Below are 19377 nucleotides of genomic sequence, written 5' to 3' on the forward strand. Positions count from 1 at the left end.
ATTAACGCTGCTTCGCAGCACGCTGCACGGCCGCCAACGACTGTGCGATGGGCGTCGCCGTCCGTGGACCAATTGCTCACGGAAATCCGCAGCACATGCCGGCCGTGCCAGCGCGGCCAAGGGACCCCAGCGCCGCCCACATGCACCCAGGCACCACGCGCGTGCGCCACGGAGACGGCCTCGCCGAACGGATCAAAGGAACCGGAGTGGAGATCGCCATCAGCCCCGGCTCCGCCAAGGCAGCCAGTTCATCAATGACCGCGCCCGGGTCCGTGGGCTGTTCGGGAAGCTCGGCGGCAAATCCCGTCCGGCCGAGCAGACATGGCGCAACCCCAGCACCGGCCAGGGCCGAAGGGAAGGGCAGCTATTGGATGGCGGAATCCGGCGGCGGAAGCTGGTAGCTCAGCTCCTCATCCACGGAAGCGACGCCCTCAAGGGCCTCAAGGGCAGGCCGCCGGTCCTCGGGCGCTGACCCGGTGACAATTCCGACGCCGTCAAGCACCTGATCGACCTGCATGCCGTTGGAGCGCAGGCGGTCCACAACGTCGACGGCGGCCGAGCGGTGCGCATTGTCGATGGTTACGCTGATCTGGATCATGATCTAAGGATATTCCTGTTAGTGCGCGGCCGCCCGGGCCCCGCCGGTCTGTGCATACCTGCTGCGGAGCCGCTATGGACCTACTGCAAACTTACCGCGGACCTGCTCAGGAGCCGCTGCATACGGCGGAGCCAGTGCGGAGCTACTGCGGAGCCAGGACGAGCCCGGAACCGACGTCCAGCGACGGAGCTGCAAGCTGCTGACTTTCCTGCACAATGACGGACCACAGCTCCCGGCCCGGTAACCGGTGGCTTGCGCCCACAAGGCAGCAATACCCGCCGCGTGCGGCGTCGCCATGCTCGTCCCGCTGATGGTCCTGCAGCGATCGGGCATCGGCCACGACGAAAGCACGTCAGCGCCCGGGCCCACCACGTCAATCTGGCCGCCCCGCTGCGGAAGGCTGCGTGCGGAAAAATATGCCACTTCCAGCGCCGCCACGGCAATGATGTAGGGACTGCTGGCCGGCGGGCCGACGAAACCGAATTCGCCGCGCCGGCGGTCCGCATTGTTCCCGGCCGCGGCAAGGATCAGCGAGCCCTGATCCAGCGCCCGTTGCCCCGCGGCCGTATACGGCGGATGGACCTGCGCGACATCGGCGCCCAGAGACATGGAGATCACCGCGCAGCCGTTCACAACGGCCCAGTTGATTCCGGCGAGAATCCCGCCGTCGCTGCCGGATCCTGCATCACTGAGCACCTTGCCGGCGAAAATTTCCGACTCGTAGGCGATTCCATAGCGGGTCCCTGTGGACGGGGATTTTGGGCCGCATGAAGTTCCGATGCAGTGCGTGCCATGGCCGTTTCCGTCCTGCGCCGCTGCTCCGGGGACGAACGACTCCAGCGTGATCCGCCTGCCGGCGAAGTCCGGGTGCGCTGCATCAAAACCGGTATCGAGGACGGCTACCTTAATGGCGCTCCCGGACTGTGGCGAGGAAAAGACCCCGGTTGCTTGCAGACCCCAGGTGAATTCCTTCGTATCCTGGAAGCCGGGCGGCGCCGGCCGCCCCACGCGTCCCCTCCGCGCCCTTGACGAGCCGGCCGCTCAGGTCCGTGACGCCGTCGCGGCTGCTGTGGCTCATCAGCGCCGGTCTCCCACTTCGTGGCATCCGGATGGCGCCGGGGCAGCGGCTCCACTCCTGATTCCACATCAGCAAGGTGGTAAGGGCGCAAACGGACCGCCGGCGGGCACTGCCCCTGCCTCGGGGAGAAAACGCGCCAGTAACGCCGTGAGGGTGACTGTTGAGCCCAGCCACAGAGCGCCCGCACAATCCACGGGCGGATGGACAAGGCAGATCAGGACACCATGAACGAGTCACTGGCAGAGGCGTTTATCAAGGCGATTCCAGCGGCATGTGCCGCCGTTCTTACGCTCCTGCTGGGCTGGATAGCCGGCAACAGGATCTCGGCCCGTTGGGATATTCGGAAGATGCAGCGCGAGCTGGACCTGGACGCGGTCCACCGCTTCTATTCGCTGTACGGAGAGTTTTTCACGATCTGGAAGATTTGGGCTGCGATGAAATTCCAAATATGATTTCGAAGGCCGTGCCCGTCTGGACGTCCGTCTCGAGCTCCTGAAACTGGCCTCGGCGATGGAGGGGGCAATGGAGGCACTGATCGTCAAATTGGCGGTGGAACGGAGTTTGGACGAAGGTGACCACGAGACCCTGTCCAAATTCCGTGAAGGCCTCCAATGTCTGCGCGAGTCGGTCGAATGGAATGCCCCATTGCGCGTCCGGCTCTCGGTTCGAACGTTCGGCAGCGGCGAGGAATGGAAATCATCACCCTCTGGAAAGTCCGCCGGCGGCCAGCCCGCTCGGGCCGCAGCGTGTCTGGCCTTCAAGGACCTTGCCGAGGCTGTTTGCGATATAGCGACATACTGTCCCGTCCGGAAGAAACCCAAGCCGAACCTGGTGCTGCGCAGCCCGCTGGCGGGCAGACGGGCGGTTCCGATCTCGGGGAATCGGTCCATAAGATACGCAACGAACACGACGCATCGCACTACCTGGTGGACCTGATGATGCAGCGGGGTCGATGCAGCCTCGTCCACGGGGACGACGTCCGAGCAGGGACGGAGTTCTACAGGCCACACTGGCCCTCGCTCGTCGACTCGGGGCGACGGGTGTCAATTGAGCAGGGCGTCCACAAAATCCTCGGCGTCGAACGGGGCCAGATCATCGGCACCCTCGCCCAGACCCACCAGCTTGACCGGCACGCCCAGCGTTTTCTGGATCGCGACGACAATGCCGCCCTTGGCGGTCCCGTCCAGTTTGGTGAGTACTATGCCGGTGATATTGACGACGTCGGCAAACACCTTCGCCTGCGCGAGCCCGTTCTGACCGGTGGTGGCGTCCAACACCAGCAGCACCTCATCAACGGTGGCCTGTTTTTCGATGACGCGCTTGACCTTGCCAAGCTCGTCCATCAGGCCGACCTTGTTCTGCAGCCGGCCGGCCGTATCGATCATCACGACATCTACCTCCTGCTCAATTCCGGCCTTGACCGCCTCGAAAGCGACCGATGCCGGATCAGCACCATCAACGTCGGACTTCACCGTGGGAACACCGACGCGCTGCCCCCAGGTGGCCAACTGCTCCGCGGCCGCGGCACGGAAGGTATCCGCCGCCCCGAGCAGCACGTCCTTATCCTCGGCCACCAGTACACGGGCCAGTTTGCCGACGGTCGTCGTCTTGCCGACACCGTTGACGCCTACCACCATCATCACCGCTGGGCGGTCATCATGGCGGGTGATGTTCAATGAACGGTCCATCGTCGGATCAACGAGCTTGACCAACTCCTCGCGGAGCATCTGCTGGACCTGTTCCGGCGTGCGGCTGCCGAGGATCTTCACCCGGGCCCGCAGCGAATCCACCAGCTCAAGCGTCGGCGCGGTGCCAACATCGGCCAGCAGCAGGGTTTCTTCGATCTCGTCCCAGACGTTTTCATCGATGTTATCCCGGGACAGCAGCGCCAGCAGGCCCTTGCCCAGTGCGCTGTTGGACCGGACCAGCCGGGCGCGCAGGCGGACTAGGCGGCCCTCCACCGCGGCCGGCGTCTCGATTGCCGGCAGTGTTTCCAGACCGGCAAGATCGTCCAGCAGGTCTTGGTCCTGAACTGCCGCGGTCGGCGCCGGCGGGACGGGCGGAGAGACCTTATCCGGACGGTCCTCCAGCAGGGTCGCGCCTCCGCCGGCAGCTGGCAGATCATTTGCATCCCTGGTGGTGCCGTAGACACCCTTGCTGCGTCGGCCCTTGAGCAGGACCGGGATCAGCGCGCCGATGACGGCGAGCGCGATCACGATATACAGGACGATCAGAAGAGTGTCATTCACGCTTCTAGCTTCTCATAGCGGGGTGACATCCGCGCGGGCTTGGTTTTTCGGTCGTGGCTTGGGAATCCGTGTTGGCCCACGGACCGGCGGCAGAACGACGACGACGCAGCGACCCCCGGCCCGCGCCTCTAACGGAGGCCGCGCACCATCCCCCGTCCGGCCGCACATCCTCAGTCGGGCCGTGTTATGACAGACTCGGATCACTATGATTCGCGAGCCCCGCCCCACCGCCGCACGGCCAGCCAAGCTGCCCTTACCGCGCGAAATCAGTGTTCTGGTCGCCGCGGCCTTCGTGATCGCCCTCGGCTTCGGCCTGGTGGCTCCCGTGCTGCCCCAGTTTGCCCGCAGCTTCGGTGTTCCCGTCAGCGCCGCGGCCATGGTGGTCAGTGTCTTTGCGTTTGCCCGGCTGGTGTTCGCACCCTTTAGCGGTCAACTGGTGGAGCGCTTCGGCGAGCGCTGGATTTACATCACGGGCATCCTGATAGTCGCCCTGTCTTCCGCTGCTTGTGCGTTCGCGCAGGACTACTGGCAGCTGCTGATCTTCCGCGGACTCGGTGGTGTTGGATCCACCATGTTCACCGTTGCGGCCATGGGGCTGCTGGTCCGCCTCTCACCGCCCACCGCCCGCGGCCGGGTGAACAGTGCCTATGCAGGGTCCTTCCTGTTGGGCAACATCGCCGGTCCGGCTGCCGGCGCCCTCATGGCAGGGCTGGGTCTGAAGCTTCCGTTCCTGATCTATGCCGGCACGCTCCTCGTGGCGGCGATCGTGGTGGCAACCTCGCTGCGTCCCGCACGGCTGGCACGTCTGGCCGCCACGACCAGATTGACAACGACGGCATTGGCTGGCCGGCCCGGGAGCACCGCCGGTTTGGCACGGCCCGAAGCCGTGCAGGCCGACGCAGCACCGGCCGACGCAGCACCGGCGAAAGTGGTGCCAGCGACGGTGAAGACCTCGATGCCAGTGCGGGAGGCGATGGGATACAGCAGCTACCGGGCCGCCCTGATCTCGGCCTTTGCCAACGGGTGGTCCGCCTTCGGCATCCGGATGGCACTCGTTCCTCTGTTCGCCACGGTAGTGCTCCACGGCGGGACTGCGGTGGCCGGTGTTTCCCTGGCCGTCTTCGCCATCGGAACTGGTGTTGCCCTGACGTTTTCCGGAAAGCTGGCGGATACCTGGGGGCGAAAACCAATGGTGATCACCGGGCTGGCAGTCAACACCGCCGCCATGGCCGTCCTCGGACTCACCGCCAGCGTCCCGGTGTTCTTCATCGTCTCCGCCATTGCGGGCCTGGGCAGCGGACTCTTCGGCCCGGCACAGCAATCCTCCGTGGCGGACATCATCGGCACAGAGCGTTCCGGCGGCAAGGTGCTTGCCACTTTCCAAATGAGTCAGGATTTCGGCACCATCCTCGGTCCCATCGCCGCCGGCGTCGTCGTTGATACCTTCTCCTACGGTCCGGCGTTTGGGATGGCGGCTGTCGTGGGTGCCATCGGAATTGATGCGTGGCTCAAGGCAACTGAAACCCTGCAACGCCCGACCGGCTAAAGCCGGTGAAAGCGCCGAGGGGTCCTAGATGCCGTCCAGTCCCAGCCCTAGGTCAGCCCAGACGCCGTCTGATCCGCACCCTACCTCCGCCAGAGCACGGTCGGTCCGGAAACCTGCATGCACTGATTGCAGTGCATGCATTGCAATCAGTGCAAGCAGGTTTTGAATCGAACTGGCAGGACCTCACTTACACGTCTGCGCCGAGCCGCTGACTGATGACTGTCGAGACGCCATCGCCGCGCATGGTCACGCCATACAGCGCATCGGCCACTTCCATCGTGCGCTTCTGGTGGGTGATGATGATCAGCTGACTGGATTGCCGCAACTCCTCGAAAATGGTGAGCAGCCGGCCCAGATTCGTATCGTCCAGTGCCGCTTCCACCTCGTCCATGACATAGAACGGCGAGGGACGCGCCTTGAAGATCGCCACCAGCAGGGCCACCGCTGTCAAAGACCGTTCACCGCCGGAGAGCAGCGACAGCCGTTTGATCTTCTTTCCCGCCGGACGAGCCTCCACCTCGATGCCGGTGGTGAGCATTTCTGACGGGTCGGTGAGCACCAGCCTTCCTTCGCCACCGGGGAAAAGCGTGGCGAAGACCGATTCGAAGTGCCGGGCGGTGTCCGTGTAAGCGGCCGTGAACACCTGTTCCACCCGCTCATCCACCTCGCGGATTATGTCCATCAGGTCCTTTCGGCTCGCCTTCAGGTCCTCCAACTGGCTGCTCAGGAACTGATGGCGTTCCTCGAGAGCAGCGAATTCCTCCAGCGCCAGCGGATTCACCCGGCCCAGTGCGCTCAGGTCCCGCTCCGCCCCGCGCAGACGCTTTTCCTGCTCGGCGCGGACAAACGGGAGGCCTTCGCGGACCTCGTTGCCGTCCGCGTCCACCGGGGCGCGCAGCGCGGCCCATTTGTCCGTGACCTCGCCAGGCCCCGTCGGGACAAGGGTGGCCGGTCCGTACTCGGCGACCAGATGATCGGCGGTAAGGCCCAGATCCTCTATCGCACGATTCTCAAGGGCCTCGATCCGCAGCCGCTGCTGGGTCCTCGCCAGCTCATCCCGGTGCACCGAATCGGTCAGTTTGGCCAATTCCAGGGCGGCTTTTTCGTTGCCGGTACGGATGTCCGCCAATTCGCTCTCGAGGGCGGCGCGGGTTTCGGCGGCATCGTCCCGCTCCCGACCGGCGGCCTCCAGCGAAACATCGACAAACGCCAGAGTCTGCTGAACGGCCGCGGCCACGGAGGCAGCCTTTCGCGCCTGTGCAGCTCGAAGGCGTGCACGCTCCGCTGCCACTTCCCTCGCCTTCCGCTCGGTGACAGCCGCGCGCTCCAGCGATGCCGCCCGGTTGGAGATGGCGGTCAATTGCTCCTCCGAGCTGCGCAGGCCGAGCCGTGCGTCCATCTCGATAGCCCGGGCGGCGATGGCGGCAGCGGCGAGCTCATCCCGCGCTTGCATGGACGGCTCGTCCTCCGCGGGGGCCACCCGTGCGGCATCCAGCCGTGCGGAAATTCCGTTCAGGGCCTGCTGCTCGGTGCCAATATTGGCCTCCGCCGCCGCCAGCAAGGCGGCCAGCCGCTCGCTCTCCCCTACGGCGGAGCGGAGCGATGACCCCAGCTGGCCCAGCCGTTCCGCCACCGCAGCCAGCCTGGCATCTGAATCATGCAGCCGTTCCAGGGCAGCGTCGGTGCGGCTGCGGGCCTGATCGCGCCGTGCCACAGCCGAGGACAGTGCGAAGCGCAGTTGTTCCGCCTCCGCCGTCACGCCGGCCAGCCCCGCGACGGTTTCATCGACGTCGGCCTGCAACTCCAAGGTCGACGGCGCGCCGGCGGATCCGCCACTGAGGCTGACCGCGGTGATCACGTCGCCGGCCCTCGTCACGGCCCGCAGCTTGGGATGGGCGCCGACTACGGCCATGGCCGCAGTCAGATCCTCCACCACGACGACGTCGGCGAGCAGCCGGGCCAGCGCGGCAGCCAGGCCGGGAGCGGCGCTGGGATGATGCACTGCAATCAGATCTGCGGCCATTACGCCTTCGGATTCCCCCCAAGCGGTCGCGGAGCGGCCTGACTCGAGCATCGGGACAGACACACTTTGGTCGACCGCCGGACGAGGAGCCGAGGGACCTTCGTCGGCCCCCGGTCCGCCGCCTACCGATACGTCGGCCGCCAGCGCATCGGATGCCGCGCCGCGCCCGCGGACCACCGGTATGTCGGCCTCCGGTGCATCTGATGCCGCGCCGAGCCCGTCGACACCCGGTGCTCCGGGCAGCGGATGCGCGGGCTGCGCGGCGCCGGCGATAAGCAGCTCGACGCGGCCGCCGTCGTCGTCCTTCAGCACTTCCAACGCCGCCACGGCGGCGGCCAGATCGGTCACGGCCACGGCGTCGGCGGCCGAACCAAGCGCCGTGGCCACCGCCGTCTCATAGCCGGGCCGCAGGGTGATCAGGTCCGAAATCGCACTGAGGACTCCCTCCTGGCCGGCGGCCAGCAGCAACCCCGTGCCGTCCTTACGGCGCAGCCCGACGGCGAGCGCATCGCGCCGGGCCACCAGGGAATCGCGTTCGCGCTCGGCCGCACGCTGCCGAGCGGTCAGGTCCTCGATCTCCGCGAGCACGGTTTCCAGCACCTGGCTGGCGCCCTCGTAGTCCGCGTCCAGGGTCTCTTCGCCCTGCTCCACACCCGCCACCTGGGATTCAAGCGCGGTGAACTCCTCCTGTGCCTTTGCCCGGCGCTGCTCGCCCGCGGTCGTGGATCCGCGCAGCCGGCCCACCTCGGCCTCGGCGGATTCCACCCGGGAGCGGGCCGCGGCCACCTGGCCGGCCAGCTTCGCGAGTCCCTCGCGGTGGTCGGCGGCGGCACGCAGGATGGCAGTGAGCCGCTGGTCTTCCTGCGCGGCGGCGCGTTCGGCGTCCGCCTTGGCGGCCACGGCCGTCGCCAGGGCGCCGCGCCGCGCCAGCACGGACCCCTCCAGCTGGACCTGCTCCGCCCGAACCCGGGCGGCCTGTTGCTGCAGTTTTTCCGGATCGCGCCCCGGATCCGGCGCGGCATCCGCCGCGCCCAGAAGCCTGCGTCTGTCGGCCGCAAGATTTCCCAGGGCCCGCAGCCGTTCCCGCACCGCGGAGAGCTGATACCAGGTATCCCGCGCCGTGTTCAGTGCCGGCGTCGCCACGGCCGCCAACTGCTCGCATTCGGCCCGCCGCAGCCGGCCCGATTCCAGCGTCTGCTCCACCTCGGCCCGCCGGGCCTTCAACGCGGTCTCGTCCGCAACGTCCCGCGCCAGTGTGCTCTGCAGCTGCACCAGGTCATCGGCCAGCAGCCGGGCCCGGGCATCGCGGAGTTCAAACTGCACGGTCTGGGCGCGGCGGGCAACCTCAGCCTGCCTGCCCAATGGCGTCAGCTGGCGGCGCAGTTCGGTGCTCAAGTCCGTCAGCCGGGCCAGATTGGCCTGCATGGCCTCCAGCTTGCGCAACGTCTTTTCCTTGCGCCGGCGGTGCTTGAGAATCCCGGCTGCCTCTTCGATGAAACCGCGTCGCTCCTCGGGCGTGGCATGCAGCACCTTATCCAGCTGTCCCTGCCCCACGATCACGTGCATTTCCCGACCCAGGCCGGAGTCGGAGAGCAGTTCCTGGATGTCCAGCAGCCGGCAGCCGGCGCCGTTGATGGCGTATTCGGACCCGCCGGTGCGAAATAGGGTGCGGGAAATGGTGACTTCGCTGTATTCGATCGGCAGGGCGCCATCGGCGTTGTCAATGGTGAGGGACACCTGGGCCCGACCCAACGGCGGACGCCCGGACGTGCCGGCAAAAATGACGTCTTCCATTTTTCCGCCGCGCAGTGTTTTGGCCCCCTGCTCGCCCATCACCCAGGCCAGCGCGTCCACCACGTTGGATTTTCCGGACCCGTTCGGGCCAACCACGGCCGTGACGCCGGGTTCGAAGTCAAAAGTTGTCGCCGAGGCGAAGGATTTAAACCCTCGGACGGTCAGGCTTTTCAGGTGCAAGGTGTTCGGCTCTCACGGATGGGACGGGTCGGGACGCGCGCTGGACGACGGCGGGTTGCCGGGCTGGGCGGTGTACCTCCCAAATCTACCGTGCGCCATAAATCTGCCGGCGGCCCTAAATCTGCCCTCTGCCCCAAATTTACTGTGCGCCATCGGATTAACGGCGAATATAGGATAGTCAGCTGCAGGAAACATGCCATACGGTGCATGTGCAGGAACGATGGTTTTAGGTGCATAGTTAACATCTTGGGTGGCCTGCGCCGCTCCTGCCCCGCCAAAGAGACCACACACGGATGAAGGCTGGATATTGATCGGCAACGCGACGTTTCGACATGACAACACGGCGCTGCTGGCCGTCACCAGTGTGGAGGCGCCGGTAGTCGTCAGTTCCGCGGACTTTGACGAGCGTCTGGCCCCCAGCCTTAAACGGCTGCACCTGTCCAAACGTCTGCTGGAGCGGGTCGCCGGGGTCACGGAGCGCCGCTGGTGGTCCCCGGGTACCGCATTCGACGACGCCGCCATCGAGGCGGGTGCCAAGGCACTGGCCGAGGCCGGAATTGAACCGGGGCAGATCGGCCTCCTGATCAATACGTCCGTGACGCGCAGAAACCTCGAACCCTCCGTGGCCGTGAAGATCCACCACGGGCTTGGACTGCCGTCCTCCGCGATGAACTTCGACCTGGCCAATGCCTGCCTGGGTTTTGTCAACGGCATCACCCTGGCCGCCAATATGATCGATTCAGGCCAGATCAAGTACGCCCTGATCGTGGCGGGTGAGGATGCCCAAGGCACCCAGGAGGCCACGTTCGCCCGGCTCAACCGCCCGGATTCCACCCGCGAGGATTACCTGCGCGAATTCGCCACTCTCACGCTCGGATCCGGAGCCGCGGCAGCCGTCATCGGACCGGCGGACGAGCATCCGGGCTCGCACCGGATCCTCGGCGGCGTCTCCCGCGCCGGTACCCAGCACCACGAGCTTTGCGTCGGCGGCGTCGACGGCATGTTCACCGACGCCAAGGGCCTGCTCGACGGCGGCCTGGAGCTCGTCGTCACCGCGTGGAATGAGGCGCACAAGGACGGCTGGAACTGGACGTCGATGGACCGCTACGTGACCCATCAGGTCTCCACCTCGTACACCAACGCGATCATCAAGGCCGTGAATCTGGTCCGCAGCAGGGTGCCGATCACGTTCCCGCGCTGGGGCAATGTGGGCCCGGCCTCGCTGCCGATGACCCTGGCCCAGGAAGCCCAGTCGCTCAGCCAGGGCGACCGGGTGCTGTGCATGGGCGTGGGCTCCGGGCTGAACACCACCATGATGGAAATTGCGTGGTAGCAGAAGTCTGGCCCGGGGTTGATCCCTCCTGGTCCCGGTTTGTTGACGTCCCCTCCACATCCCTCACGGACCCGGCCGGCAGCAGCCACCGCTGGCATCTGCTGGACAACGCCGATGAGCTGGCCGCCCGCGGTGCAGAGCCAGCGGGAACGCTCTTGTGCGTGCACGGAAACCCCACCTGGTCCTACCTGTGGCGGACCCTGCTGGCCGCGGCGTCCGTCGCGGACCGGCCGTGGCGCGTCGTCGCCGTCGACCAGCTGGACATGGGCTTCTCCGCCCGCACCGGCGTTTTCCGCCGGCTCGAGGACCGCATCACCGATCTGGGCGACCTGACCGATGAACTGGGCATCACCGGCCCGGTGGTCACCGTCGGCCACGACTGGGGTGGCGTCATCTCACTTGGCTGGGCCACCCGGCACCGAAGCCAGCTCGCCGCCGTCGTGCTTAACAACACCGCGGTGCATCCGGCCGGGTTCGCTGTGCCCGCGCCGCTGCAGCTGGCACTGCACCCTGGCGTGCATCAATGGGGAACGACGACGACGACGGCGTTCCTGCGCGTGACGCACGCGCTGGCGCACCCGGCCCTGGCCAAGGACGTCCAAAGCGCGTTTATGGCGCCGTACCGCAACGCCGCCCGCCGGCAGGGCGTGGGCAACTTTGTCGCCGACATCCCGGCCGCGGAATCCCATCCCAGCTGGGGCACCCTGACCGACGTGTCCGAGGGCGTCCGCACTCTTGATGTCCCGGCGCTGCTGCTCTGGGGCCCCAAGGACCCGGTGTTCTCGGACCGTTACCTGCGGGATCTGATCGACCGGCTGCCGCAGGCCGATGTGCACCGCTTTGAGGGCGCAGGGCATCTGCTGCCCGAGGACCGCGACGTTGCCACCCCCATCTTCAGCTGGCTCGAAAAGAACGCTGATCGCGACGGTGACCGTGCCGATGACCGTGCCGATGACCGTGCTGGCCGGCATCCGGCAGCGCCGGCTGATCGAGCCGATTGGGGTCAAGCCACACCGGCTGATCGAGCCGATTGGGGTCTGGTCAACGACCAGCCCGGCACCGCCTGCGGCTTCCGTCCGATGCTCGCCGCACTGGATGAGCGCCGCACCGACTCCGCGGCCGCCGTCGTCGACATGGCCCCGCTGGGGGCGGTCCGCGGCACCGGCCCCCGCACCCTCTCTTGGGCGCAGTTGGCCGAACGCGTGGACCAGCTTGCCTCCGGTCTCGATTCCATCGGCGTGAAGGCCGGGGACCGCGTCAGTCTGCTCGTTCCACCGGGGATCGAACTGACCTCGCTGATCTACGCCAGTCTGCGGCTCGGCGCCGTCATCGTCGTGGCCGACGCCGGCCTCGGCGCAGCAGGCATGAGCCGGGCCATCAAGGGCGCCGGCCCGGCCTACCTGATCGGCATCGAACGCGCGCTGCTCGGCGCCCGGCTGTACGGCTGGCCCGGCATCCGGATCAGCGCTGCACCACTGGGTGCTGTCAGGCGCCGGCTGCTCGGCGTGGCACACACCGTTCCGGAGCTGCTGTCCGCCGGCCGGGACGCACAGCGCACAGGGTCGGTTGACCCGGGCATATCGAACGGCGCGGGCGTATCGATTGACCCACGTGTGCCGAGCGGCCCAATTCCGGCATCCGGCACGTCAGCCCCGACCGTCCGCCCCATCGATCCGGACGCGGACGCCGCCGTGCTCTTCACCTCCGGCTCCACCGGTCCCGCCAAGGGCGTCGTGTACACGCACCGGCAGCTCTCGGCCATGCGGGACACCCTGAAAAACACCTACAACCTGCAACCAGGCACCTCCCTGGTGGCGGGTTTCGCTCCGTTTGCCCTGCTCGGACCCGCCCTGGGCGCCACCTCCGTCACGCCGGACATGGACGTCACCGCCCCCGCAACGCTCACCGCAGCCGCCCTGGCCGATGCCGCCGCGGCCGTGCAGGCCACCACGGTGTTTGCCTCTCCGGCTGCGCTGGTCAACGTCCTCGCCACCGCATCGGTTCTGACCCTGGCGCAACGGCAGTCCCTGGCCCAGGTACAACTGCTGCTTTCCGCGGGCGCTCCGATCCCGGAGCCCCTGCTGCGCCGCGTGCAAAAGCTGGTTCCAGCCGCGTCACTGCACACCCCCTACGGCATGACCGAAGCCCTCCCGGTGACGGACATCAGCCTGGAGGAAATCCGCGCGGCCGGCCCGGGCAATGGCGTCTGCGTCGGAACCCCGGTCTCCGGAGCCCGATTGGCCATCACCGCCATCCGCCCCGACGGCAGCGTCGCGGCCGAGCCGTCCACCTCCCCCGGCATTACGGGCGAGATCCTCGTCAGCGCCGCCCACGTCAAGGACCGCTACGACAGGCTCTGGATCACCCAGGACCACAGCGTCTCCGTCCCCGGCTGGCACCGCACCGGCGACGTCGGCCACCTTGACGACGCAGGACGGCTCTGGGTCGAAGGAAGGCTTAGCCACATCCTGGCCACCGCCGCCGGTGTGCGGACTCCCGTTGCCGCCGAGCAGCTGGCTGAAACGGTCGACGGCGTCGGCCGGGCCGCCGTCGTGGGTGTTGGTCCGGCCGGAGCACAGGCGGCCGTCGCCATCATCGAAACCGTACCCGCCGCCAGCACTCCTGCCCTGGCATCACCCAAGCTCGCCGGCGAGGTCCGCACTGCCGTTGTCGCCGGCACAGCAGCGGGTGCGGGAACAGCAGCGGGTGCGCGCACAGCAGCGGGCTCGGCAGCGCGTGCGGGCACCCCGGGCAGCGCAGCGGCAGCCGCCTACCCGGGTGCTGGCATGGATCTGGCCGCGGTGCTCATCATCCCGTCGATGCCCACGGACATCCGGCACAACTCCAAGATAGACCGCACCGCCCTCGCCGCCTGGGCCACCACCGCGCTGTCCGGCGGCAAGATGGGCCGGCCATGAGCCAGACGCGGACGGTACTGGTTACCGGAGCCAGCGGACTGCTCGGCCGGGCCGTCGCCCAACTCCTGATTGACAAGGGATATGCGCTGCGGACCTTCCAGCGCCGTCCGCCCGGGTTGCAAACAGAATCAGGTCCGGCGGAATTCGTGCAGGGTTCCGTCACCGACGGCGAAGCCGTGACACGCGCCGTGGCCGGGGTCGACGCCGTCATCCACCTCGCGGCCAAGGTCTCCTTCACCGGCGACTGGAGCGAGTTCGCCGCCACCAACATCGAAGGCACCCGCGGACTGCTCGCCGCGGCCAAGGCCATCGGCGTCCGCGATTTCGTCTTCGTTTCCTCGCCCTCCGTGGCACACTTCGGCGCCTCGATCGTCGGCGCCAGCGCGGGGCCGGCGGATCCGGACCGCGCACGCGGCAACTACGCCCGGTCCAAGGCCACCGCCGAGCTGCTCGCGCTGGCTGAGGACTCTCCCGCGTTCCGTGTGACCGCCATCCGGCCGCACATCGTTTGGGGTCCGGGCGACACCCAGCTGGTGGAGCGGGTTGTGGAGCGTGCCCGCTCCGGCCGGCTGCCGGTGCTCGACCACGGCGCGGCCCTGATCGACACCACCTACATCGACAACGCCGCGTCGGCCATCGTCCGAGGTCTTGAGCGAATGGATCATGCCCATGGGCAGGCGCTGGTGGTCACCAACGGCCAGCCGCGCCCCGTGGGCGAGCTCATCACCGGCATCTGCGCCGCTGCCGGCGCCGGCTCTCCTACGTGGTCCGTTCCCGGCTGGCTGGCGCGCGGCGCCGGTTCTGTCATTGAAAGGGCCTGGAGCCTCGCCGGGAAGCGCGGCTGGGTCCACGACGAGCCGCCGATGACCCGTTTCCTGGCCGAGCAGCTCACCACTGCGCACTGGTTTGACCAGCGGCACACGCGCGAGGTGCTGGACTGGGAGCCGGCGGTCAGTGTGGACGAAGGTCTGCAGCGCCTCGGCGCCCATTACCACGCCTGACAGCCCCATCTCCAAGATTCGGCGCCCGTCCGCGTCCACACCCGCCACAACGGCAGCACACTGGCTGTTGTCTGGCGACGTCATCAGCCGCATCAGCGGGGAGTAGTGGGTAGTCTTCTTGGATGGGGCGAAAGTTCGGTCTTGTGAGCAGAGTTGTGGCTGCGCTACTTGCGCTGGCCCTGGTTGTTCTGAAAGGAGCAACCCAAGTCGGCTGGGTCGCCACGAACGCCACGCTCGAATTCTGGATCATCGCCGGGGCCGGCGCCGTGGTCTTCGTCCAGAGCATCCGCGGTGGCGTGCAGCTTTACCGGCTTCCGCGGCGGGAGCACCGCCAGAAGCAACTGGAAAAGGCGGTTCTGGCATCCCTGAAATCGATAGGGCAAATCACCCTTCTCGACCTGACCGCCCTGGGTGGGTCCCTCTTCGTCCTCCCCCGCCACCGGTGGCTGTGGAAACGCCGGCACCTCACGCGTCGGATCCGATACCGCCTGAACGAATACCCGCAGGGCTCCGGGATCTTCTGGACTGAGGGGAAGGGCGCGGTGGGACAGGCTGTCCGCGACCTGGCGCCCCGGCATTTCGATTGGCGGCAGGTTGCGGCTACCTGGAACGAACCCGGTATTGTGCCGGCTGAGGCCTATGACGCGCTTTCCAAAGCAGACCGGATGGGATTCTCCTACGACGAGTTCCGCAAGATAGCGCCGAAATATGCCGAAGGCCTCGCGGTGCCGATCCTGAGCGAGGATTCCGAACGGATACTGGGAGTCTTCGCCGTCGACGTTCCCTACGCGCCGGAGCTCAAGGACCAGCCGTGCCGGCTCGATTCACCGCAGGTCATCCAAATTGCGACGGCGTGCGCCGGAGTGCTGCGGGATATCCTGGACGAGAGCTAAAATGGACCTACCCGCGACAACCAAGGAAGGAGGCTGTTGGATGGTCTGGCCATTGATTTCATCAAATGTAACCCCCCGGCAGGCCGAGGACCTTTTCATTGTGAATCTGCGCGCATTGCACCCGGATGCGGAGCTGAGCGCCGCCGTCGACCGGCTGGACCGCGGACGCCCCGCGGGTCCGGTGGCGGACGAAGGCGATTCCGTCCGCGGGCGGCCGAACATCGAAATCGAGCTGCAAAGCCGGCGGGCTAAAATCGCCAAATATGCGCTCGCGCGGCAGGACCCGGACAGCCCGTCGTTATCTACCTAAATGCCGCAGCGTGGGCCTGGAATCCAGGGCCGCACCGGGCGCCAGCCACCGGCCCTTCCCAATTGGCGGCCGGCAATGTCCTTCCAATCCTGCATGCCCTCCCAGCTACACTGCCCCGGCTGCAGGTTCCTTCCTACCAGCGCCTCGTCCATCTTCCTACCAGCGGCCGTTGCGGGGTCGGGGCTGACAGACCGGGCAGCTGTAGGACGACCGGTTCATGAACGAGTCCCTCCGGATCCGGGTATCCAAGCCAATATCTGCACAGCGCGGGCACGGTTCATTTTCGCGACCGTAGGCGTTCAATGACCGGTCGAAGTACCCGGAGTCGCCATTGACATTAACATACAGCGAGTCGAAGCTGGTGCCGCCGGCATCCAAGGCGCGGCCCATCACGTCCTTGGCCGCGTCCACTACCCGTTGTGCTTCGGCACGGCGCAGCGTGTCCGTGGGCCGGGCAAAATGCAGCTGCGCCAGCCACAGCGCTTCGTCCGCGTAAATGTTGCCGATGCCCGAGATCAGACCCTGATCAAGCAGGGCCCGTTTCAGCCCGGTCTTGCGGGACCGGAGCTTTTGATAAAAAGTCTCCTGAGAAAAGGCAGGGTCCAAGGGGTCGCGGCCGATATGAGCGGCCTCTGCGGGGATCAGCGGCAGCGCGCATGCTGCTTGGCCGCCAGGAAGCCCGTCCGACGTCGGCACCAAGGACGTGACAAAAAGGCCGCCGAAAATCCGCTGGTCAACAAACCGCAGTTCGTCCGGAGCACCGTCGACAGGTGAGAGCTTCAGCCGGACTTTGAGGTGTTTCTCGTCCGGCTGCGCCGGATCCTGCATCAGCAGCTGCCCGCTCATGCCCAGGTGAGCCATCAGCGCAGTGTGGGGCACGCCGTCGTCGTCCGCCCCGTCACTGAGCGGAAGCCAGAGGAACTTACCGCGGCGCACCACATCCAGCACCCTGGCGCCGACCAGATTGCTGCGGAAGTCATCCACGCCCAAGGCATGACGGCGGATCGAGCGGGGATCGGGTACGTCCACGGCGGTGATGGTCCGGCCGGCGACCCAGCGTTCCAGACCCCGGCGGACGACCTCAACTTCCGGAAGTTCCGGCACGCTTAGACCGAGCCGGCTGCGCGGTTGTCAGGGAAGCGGGCACCCAGGATTTTCCAACCGTCGGCTGCGGCTTCCTGCTCCGCTTCCTTCTTCGAATTCCCGGCGCCTGTACCGTAGTCGACGCCCCCGATCTGGAGTGTCGCGCCGAAGGACCGCGCATGGTCCGGGCCGGAGCCGGTGATCAGGTACTGCACCGGGCCCAAGTGCCGGCTGGCGGCGATTTCCTGAATATTGGTCTTCCAGTCCGTACCGGCGCCCAGAGCAGCGGCGTCGAGCAGGAGCGGACCCACCAATCTCATGACGAGCTGGCGGGCGGTCTCCAGGTCGTTGGACAGATAGGTCGCGCCGATCAGCGCTTCCATGGTGTCCGCGAGAATCGAGGACTTGTTTTTGCCGTTGGTCAGACGCTCGCCCGCACCGAGGTAGATGTGCTCACCGATGCCCAGCTCGCGGCCAAGCACGGCCAGCGCACGGGTGCTGACCACGGCCGAACGCCGCTTGGCCAGATCGCCCTCGGGCAGGGTCGGGTTGTCGCGGTACAGAGCGTCCGTCACCGAGAAGCCCAAAATGGAGTCACCTAGGAACTCCAGGCGCTCGTTGGTGGGCATCCCCCCGTTTTCATACGCGTACGAGCGATGAGTCAGGGCAAGACGAAGCGTCCCGGCATCGATATCGACACCGAGACGCTTCAACAGCAAATGATGCGCGGCCTCCGGATCAGGCAAAACCCGTTCCGACGGGCCGGCGGCAGCACCGGCAGAATGCTTCATTGCGGACGTCTTAGACGTCTGCGACCTTGCGGCCCTTATACTCCAGGTACAGCGCCGTGCCAGCGGAGTCGGTAACGACCTTGGCCTGGTGCGGCATGCTGTAGGTCACGCGTCCATTTTCAACGGTCTTGACCAGGGCGGGTGCAGTGGCTTTCCACTGAGACCGGCGGGCATGTGTATTCGAGCGGGACATTTTCCGCTTGGGAACAGCCACGGCTAACTCTTTTCTCTCTCGACGAACCCGGGTTTTCCCCAGGTTCTAATTCAGTTCGTGATCTGACTGTCTTTGCCGGTTAAGCCTTGTAGGGCGGCCCAGCGAGGGTCCAGGACCTCGTGGTGGTGCCCCGGCTGATCCACCAGATGAATTCCGCATTCGGAACACAATCCCTGGCAGTCTTCCCGGCACACCGGCTGGAACGGCAGTGCGGTTACCACTGCGTCCCGCAACACCGGTTCAAGATCGATCTGATCGTGCTCGATCCAACGTTGCTCTTCTTCGTCCTCTCCCACGGGGGGACCGCTTTGAGGCGGCTCCTCGTAGGAGAAAAGCTCTTGCACATTGACCTCAAGGTCATACGCAAGGGGATCCAGGCATCTGGCACACTCACCCGTCACTTCGACGACTGCGGTACCGGATACCAGAATTCCTTCGTGTACGCCCTCCAGCCTCAGATCCAGGTCCATTAAGGACCCTTCCTGCACGCCGATGATCGGCACACCGAAATCCTTCGGTGCGGGCACTTCTTCCTGCAGGGTCCGCATACTGCCTGCGCTGCGCCCGATGTCCTTAACCTGAAGGGTTAGGGGCGAGCCCGGGTTGAGACGGTTACCCATCTTGCTTGCACTAATTGAAAACTCCTGTAGAACATATGACCGACGTATCATCTTAGCCTGAAACCCGCGCCATACCCAAAAACAGGGTTCAGCGCACGGGAGACCCGGTTGTTCGGATGCATCCGCATCCTTCCGGCTCGGCCAAGCGGCCTTTACAAGCTTACTGCCCCCGGCTTGTTTCCTTGGCAGGCGCGCCAGCGAGGAGCCGGCGGAGGACCAGTTTTGGCACATAATCGGAAACATCCCCGCCCAAGGCCGCCACCTCCTTTATCAGGGTGGAGGACAGGTGCAGATACCTGCCGTCGCCCGGCAGGAACACAGTCTCCACGCCGTTAAGCTGCCGGTTCATTGTGGCCATCGGCAGTTCATAGTCAAAGTCCGACGACGACCGCAGGCCTTTGACAATCGCTGACGCACCGCGGTCATGGCAGTACCGGGCCAGCAGCCCCTCCCCCATCGGCTCGATGAGGATCCCGCTCACGGCCGCGAAGGTTTCCCGGGCCATTTCCAGCCGCTCATCGAGCGTGAAGCGGTACTTCTTGGCGTAGTTGGTCGACACCGCCACGATGACCTCGTCGAAAAGGCCCGAAGCCCGTGCAATGACCTCAAGATGGCCATTGTGGATGGGGTCAAAAGAACCGGGGCATACCGCGCGTCGCATGTTCCGAATCTAACCCATGGGCGGCACGGGAGTAAGTCCTGACAACGGCTATATCATGGCAAGGACGCATTTGCGACAGCTGACC

At 66.3% G+C, this 19377-nt stretch carries 17 protein-coding genes; 8 read left to right on the forward strand and 9 right to left on the reverse strand.

The window, feature by feature from the left end; genetic code table 11:
* Window positions 1–364: 364 nt before the first annotated feature.
* Together ACLLJI_RS12720 and ACLLJI_RS12725 are read right to left on the reverse strand one after the other, a co-directional pair.
* Window positions 365–598 carry a hypothetical protein gene (locus tag ACLLJI_RS12720; RefSeq protein WP_434612759.1) on the reverse strand — a complete coding sequence of 78 codons (234 nt, stop codon included), beginning with the start codon at window positions 596–598 and terminating at the stop codon, window positions 365–367.
* 72 nt (window positions 599–670) lie between these two features.
* Window positions 671–1606 carry a S8 family serine peptidase gene (locus ACLLJI_RS12725; protein WP_434612761.1) on the reverse strand — a complete coding sequence of 312 codons (936 nt, stop codon included), beginning with the start codon at window positions 1604–1606 and terminating at the stop codon, window positions 671–673.
* A 270-nt stretch (window positions 1607–1876) separates the two neighbouring features.
* Between ACLLJI_RS12725 and ACLLJI_RS12730 the strand changes: the two genes are divergently transcribed.
* Together ACLLJI_RS12730 and ACLLJI_RS12735 are read left to right on the forward strand one after the other, a co-directional pair.
* Complete coding sequence (locus ACLLJI_RS12730; RefSeq protein WP_434612763.1) at window positions 1877–2128, forward strand: hypothetical protein; 252 nt, start codon at window positions 1877–1879, stop codon at window positions 2126–2128.
* A 70-nt stretch (window positions 2129–2198) separates the two neighbouring features.
* Window positions 2199–2612 (forward strand): hypothetical protein, encoded by a 414-nt coding sequence (locus tag ACLLJI_RS12735; protein ID WP_434612765.1) that lies wholly within the window; start codon window positions 2199–2201, stop codon window positions 2610–2612.
* A 107-nt stretch (window positions 2613–2719) separates the two neighbouring features.
* On the opposite strand, the gene ftsY is transcribed toward ACLLJI_RS12735, so the two are convergent.
* Complete coding sequence (gene ftsY, locus ACLLJI_RS12740) at window positions 2720–3925, reverse strand: signal recognition particle-docking protein FtsY (protein ID WP_434612767.1); 1206 nt, start codon at window positions 3923–3925, stop codon at window positions 2720–2722.
* 205 nt (window positions 3926–4130) lie between these two features.
* On the opposite strand from ftsY, the gene ACLLJI_RS12745 reads away from it, so the two are divergent.
* Complete coding sequence (locus tag ACLLJI_RS12745) at window positions 4131–5471, forward strand: MFS transporter (RefSeq protein ID WP_434612769.1); 1341 nt, start codon at window positions 4131–4133, stop codon at window positions 5469–5471.
* A 187-nt stretch (window positions 5472–5658) separates the two neighbouring features.
* On the opposite strand, the gene ACLLJI_RS12750 is transcribed toward ACLLJI_RS12745, so the two are convergent.
* On the reverse strand, window positions 5659–9468 hold the full coding sequence (locus ACLLJI_RS12750; protein WP_434612771.1) for an AAA family ATPase: 3810 nt from the start codon (window positions 9466–9468) through the stop codon (window positions 5659–5661).
* Window positions 9469–9775: 307 nt separating this feature from the next.
* Here ACLLJI_RS12750 and ACLLJI_RS12755 point away from each other — a divergent pair, with 307 nt between their 5' ends.
* From ACLLJI_RS12755 to ACLLJI_RS12775, 5 genes are all read left to right on the forward strand, one after another.
* Window positions 9776–10801 (forward strand): 3-oxoacyl-ACP synthase III, encoded by a 1026-nt coding sequence (locus tag ACLLJI_RS12755; RefSeq protein WP_434612773.1) that lies wholly within the window; start codon window positions 9776–9778, stop codon window positions 10799–10801.
* Window positions 10795–13719 carry an alpha/beta fold hydrolase gene (locus ACLLJI_RS12760; protein WP_434612775.1) on the forward strand — a complete coding sequence of 975 codons (2925 nt, stop codon included), beginning with the start codon at window positions 10795–10797 and terminating at the stop codon, window positions 13717–13719. Before ACLLJI_RS12755 ends, ACLLJI_RS12760 begins: the two co-directional genes overlap by 7 nt.
* Window positions 13716–14720, forward strand: a complete 1005-nt coding sequence (locus ACLLJI_RS12765; protein ID WP_434612777.1) for an NAD-dependent epimerase/dehydratase family protein — start codon at window positions 13716–13718, stop codon at window positions 14718–14720. Before ACLLJI_RS12760 ends, ACLLJI_RS12765 begins: the two co-directional genes overlap by 4 nt.
* A gap of 155 nt (window positions 14721–14875) precedes the next feature.
* Entirely contained in the window at window positions 14876–15613 is a 738-nt protein-coding gene (locus ACLLJI_RS12770; RefSeq protein ID WP_434612779.1) for a hypothetical protein, read from the forward strand.
* 40 nt (window positions 15614–15653) lie between these two features.
* Entirely contained in the window at window positions 15654–15923 is a 270-nt protein-coding gene (locus tag ACLLJI_RS12775) for a hypothetical protein (RefSeq protein WP_283561422.1), read from the forward strand.
* A gap of 156 nt (window positions 15924–16079) precedes the next feature.
* On the opposite strand, the gene mutM is transcribed toward ACLLJI_RS12775, so the two are convergent.
* From mutM to coaD, 5 genes are all read right to left on the reverse strand, one after another.
* Window positions 16080–17027 carry a bifunctional DNA-formamidopyrimidine glycosylase/DNA-(apurinic or apyrimidinic site) lyase gene (mutM, locus tag ACLLJI_RS12780; RefSeq protein WP_434612782.1) on the reverse strand — a complete coding sequence of 316 codons (948 nt, stop codon included), beginning with the start codon at window positions 17025–17027 and terminating at the stop codon, window positions 16080–16082.
* A gap of 2 nt (window positions 17028–17029) precedes the next feature.
* Complete coding sequence (gene rnc / locus ACLLJI_RS12785; RefSeq protein WP_434612784.1) at window positions 17030–17797, reverse strand: ribonuclease III; 768 nt, start codon at window positions 17795–17797, stop codon at window positions 17030–17032.
* 10 nt (window positions 17798–17807) lie between these two features.
* Window positions 17808–18011, reverse strand: a complete 204-nt coding sequence (gene rpmF / locus ACLLJI_RS12790; RefSeq protein ID WP_196396088.1) for a 50S ribosomal protein L32 — start codon at window positions 18009–18011, stop codon at window positions 17808–17810.
* A 50-nt stretch (window positions 18012–18061) separates the two neighbouring features.
* Window positions 18062–18559, reverse strand: coding sequence for a YceD family protein (locus tag ACLLJI_RS12795; protein WP_434612787.1), 498 nt, complete (start codon window positions 18557–18559; stop codon window positions 18062–18064).
* 232 nt (window positions 18560–18791) lie between these two features.
* Window positions 18792–19292, reverse strand: coding sequence for a pantetheine-phosphate adenylyltransferase (gene coaD / locus ACLLJI_RS12800; RefSeq protein WP_434612789.1), 501 nt, complete (start codon window positions 19290–19292; stop codon window positions 18792–18794).
* Between the last annotated feature and the right edge of the window lie 85 nt (window positions 19293–19377).

This window comes from Arthrobacter sp. A5, assembly GCF_051131705.1.
GTDB lineage: Bacteria > Actinomycetota > Actinomycetes > Actinomycetales > Micrococcaceae > Arthrobacter_M.

What these genes read in the sequence shown, in the direction of transcription:
- ACLLJI_RS12775 (WP_283561422.1), top strand. Translation starts at nt 15,654, where the DNA reads ATGGTCTGGCCATTGATTTCATCAAATGTAACCCCCCGGCAGGCCGAG.
- ACLLJI_RS12720 (WP_434612759.1), bottom strand. Translation starts at nt 598, where the DNA reads ATGATCCAGATCAGCGTAACCATCGACAATGCGCACCGCTCGGCCGCC.
- rnc (WP_434612784.1), bottom strand. Translation starts at nt 17,797, where the DNA reads ATGAAGCATTCTGCCGGTGCTGCCGCCGGCCCGTCGGAACGGGTTTTG.
- ACLLJI_RS12795 (WP_434612787.1), bottom strand. Translation starts at nt 18,559, where the DNA reads ATGCGGACCCTGCAGGAAGAAGTGCCCGCACCGAAGGATTTCGGTGTG.
- ACLLJI_RS12745 (WP_434612769.1), top strand. Translation starts at nt 4,131, where the DNA reads ATGATTCGCGAGCCCCGCCCCACCGCCGCACGGCCAGCCAAGCTGCCC.
- ACLLJI_RS12735 (WP_434612765.1), top strand. Translation starts at nt 2,199, where the DNA reads ATGGAGGCACTGATCGTCAAATTGGCGGTGGAACGGAGTTTGGACGAA.
- ACLLJI_RS12765 (WP_434612777.1), top strand. Translation starts at nt 13,716, where the DNA reads ATGAGCCAGACGCGGACGGTACTGGTTACCGGAGCCAGCGGACTGCTC.
- ACLLJI_RS12730 (WP_434612763.1), top strand. Translation starts at nt 1,877, where the DNA reads ATGGACAAGGCAGATCAGGACACCATGAACGAGTCACTGGCAGAGGCG.
- coaD (WP_434612789.1), bottom strand. Translation starts at nt 19,292, where the DNA reads ATGCGACGCGCGGTATGCCCCGGTTCTTTTGACCCCATCCACAATGGC.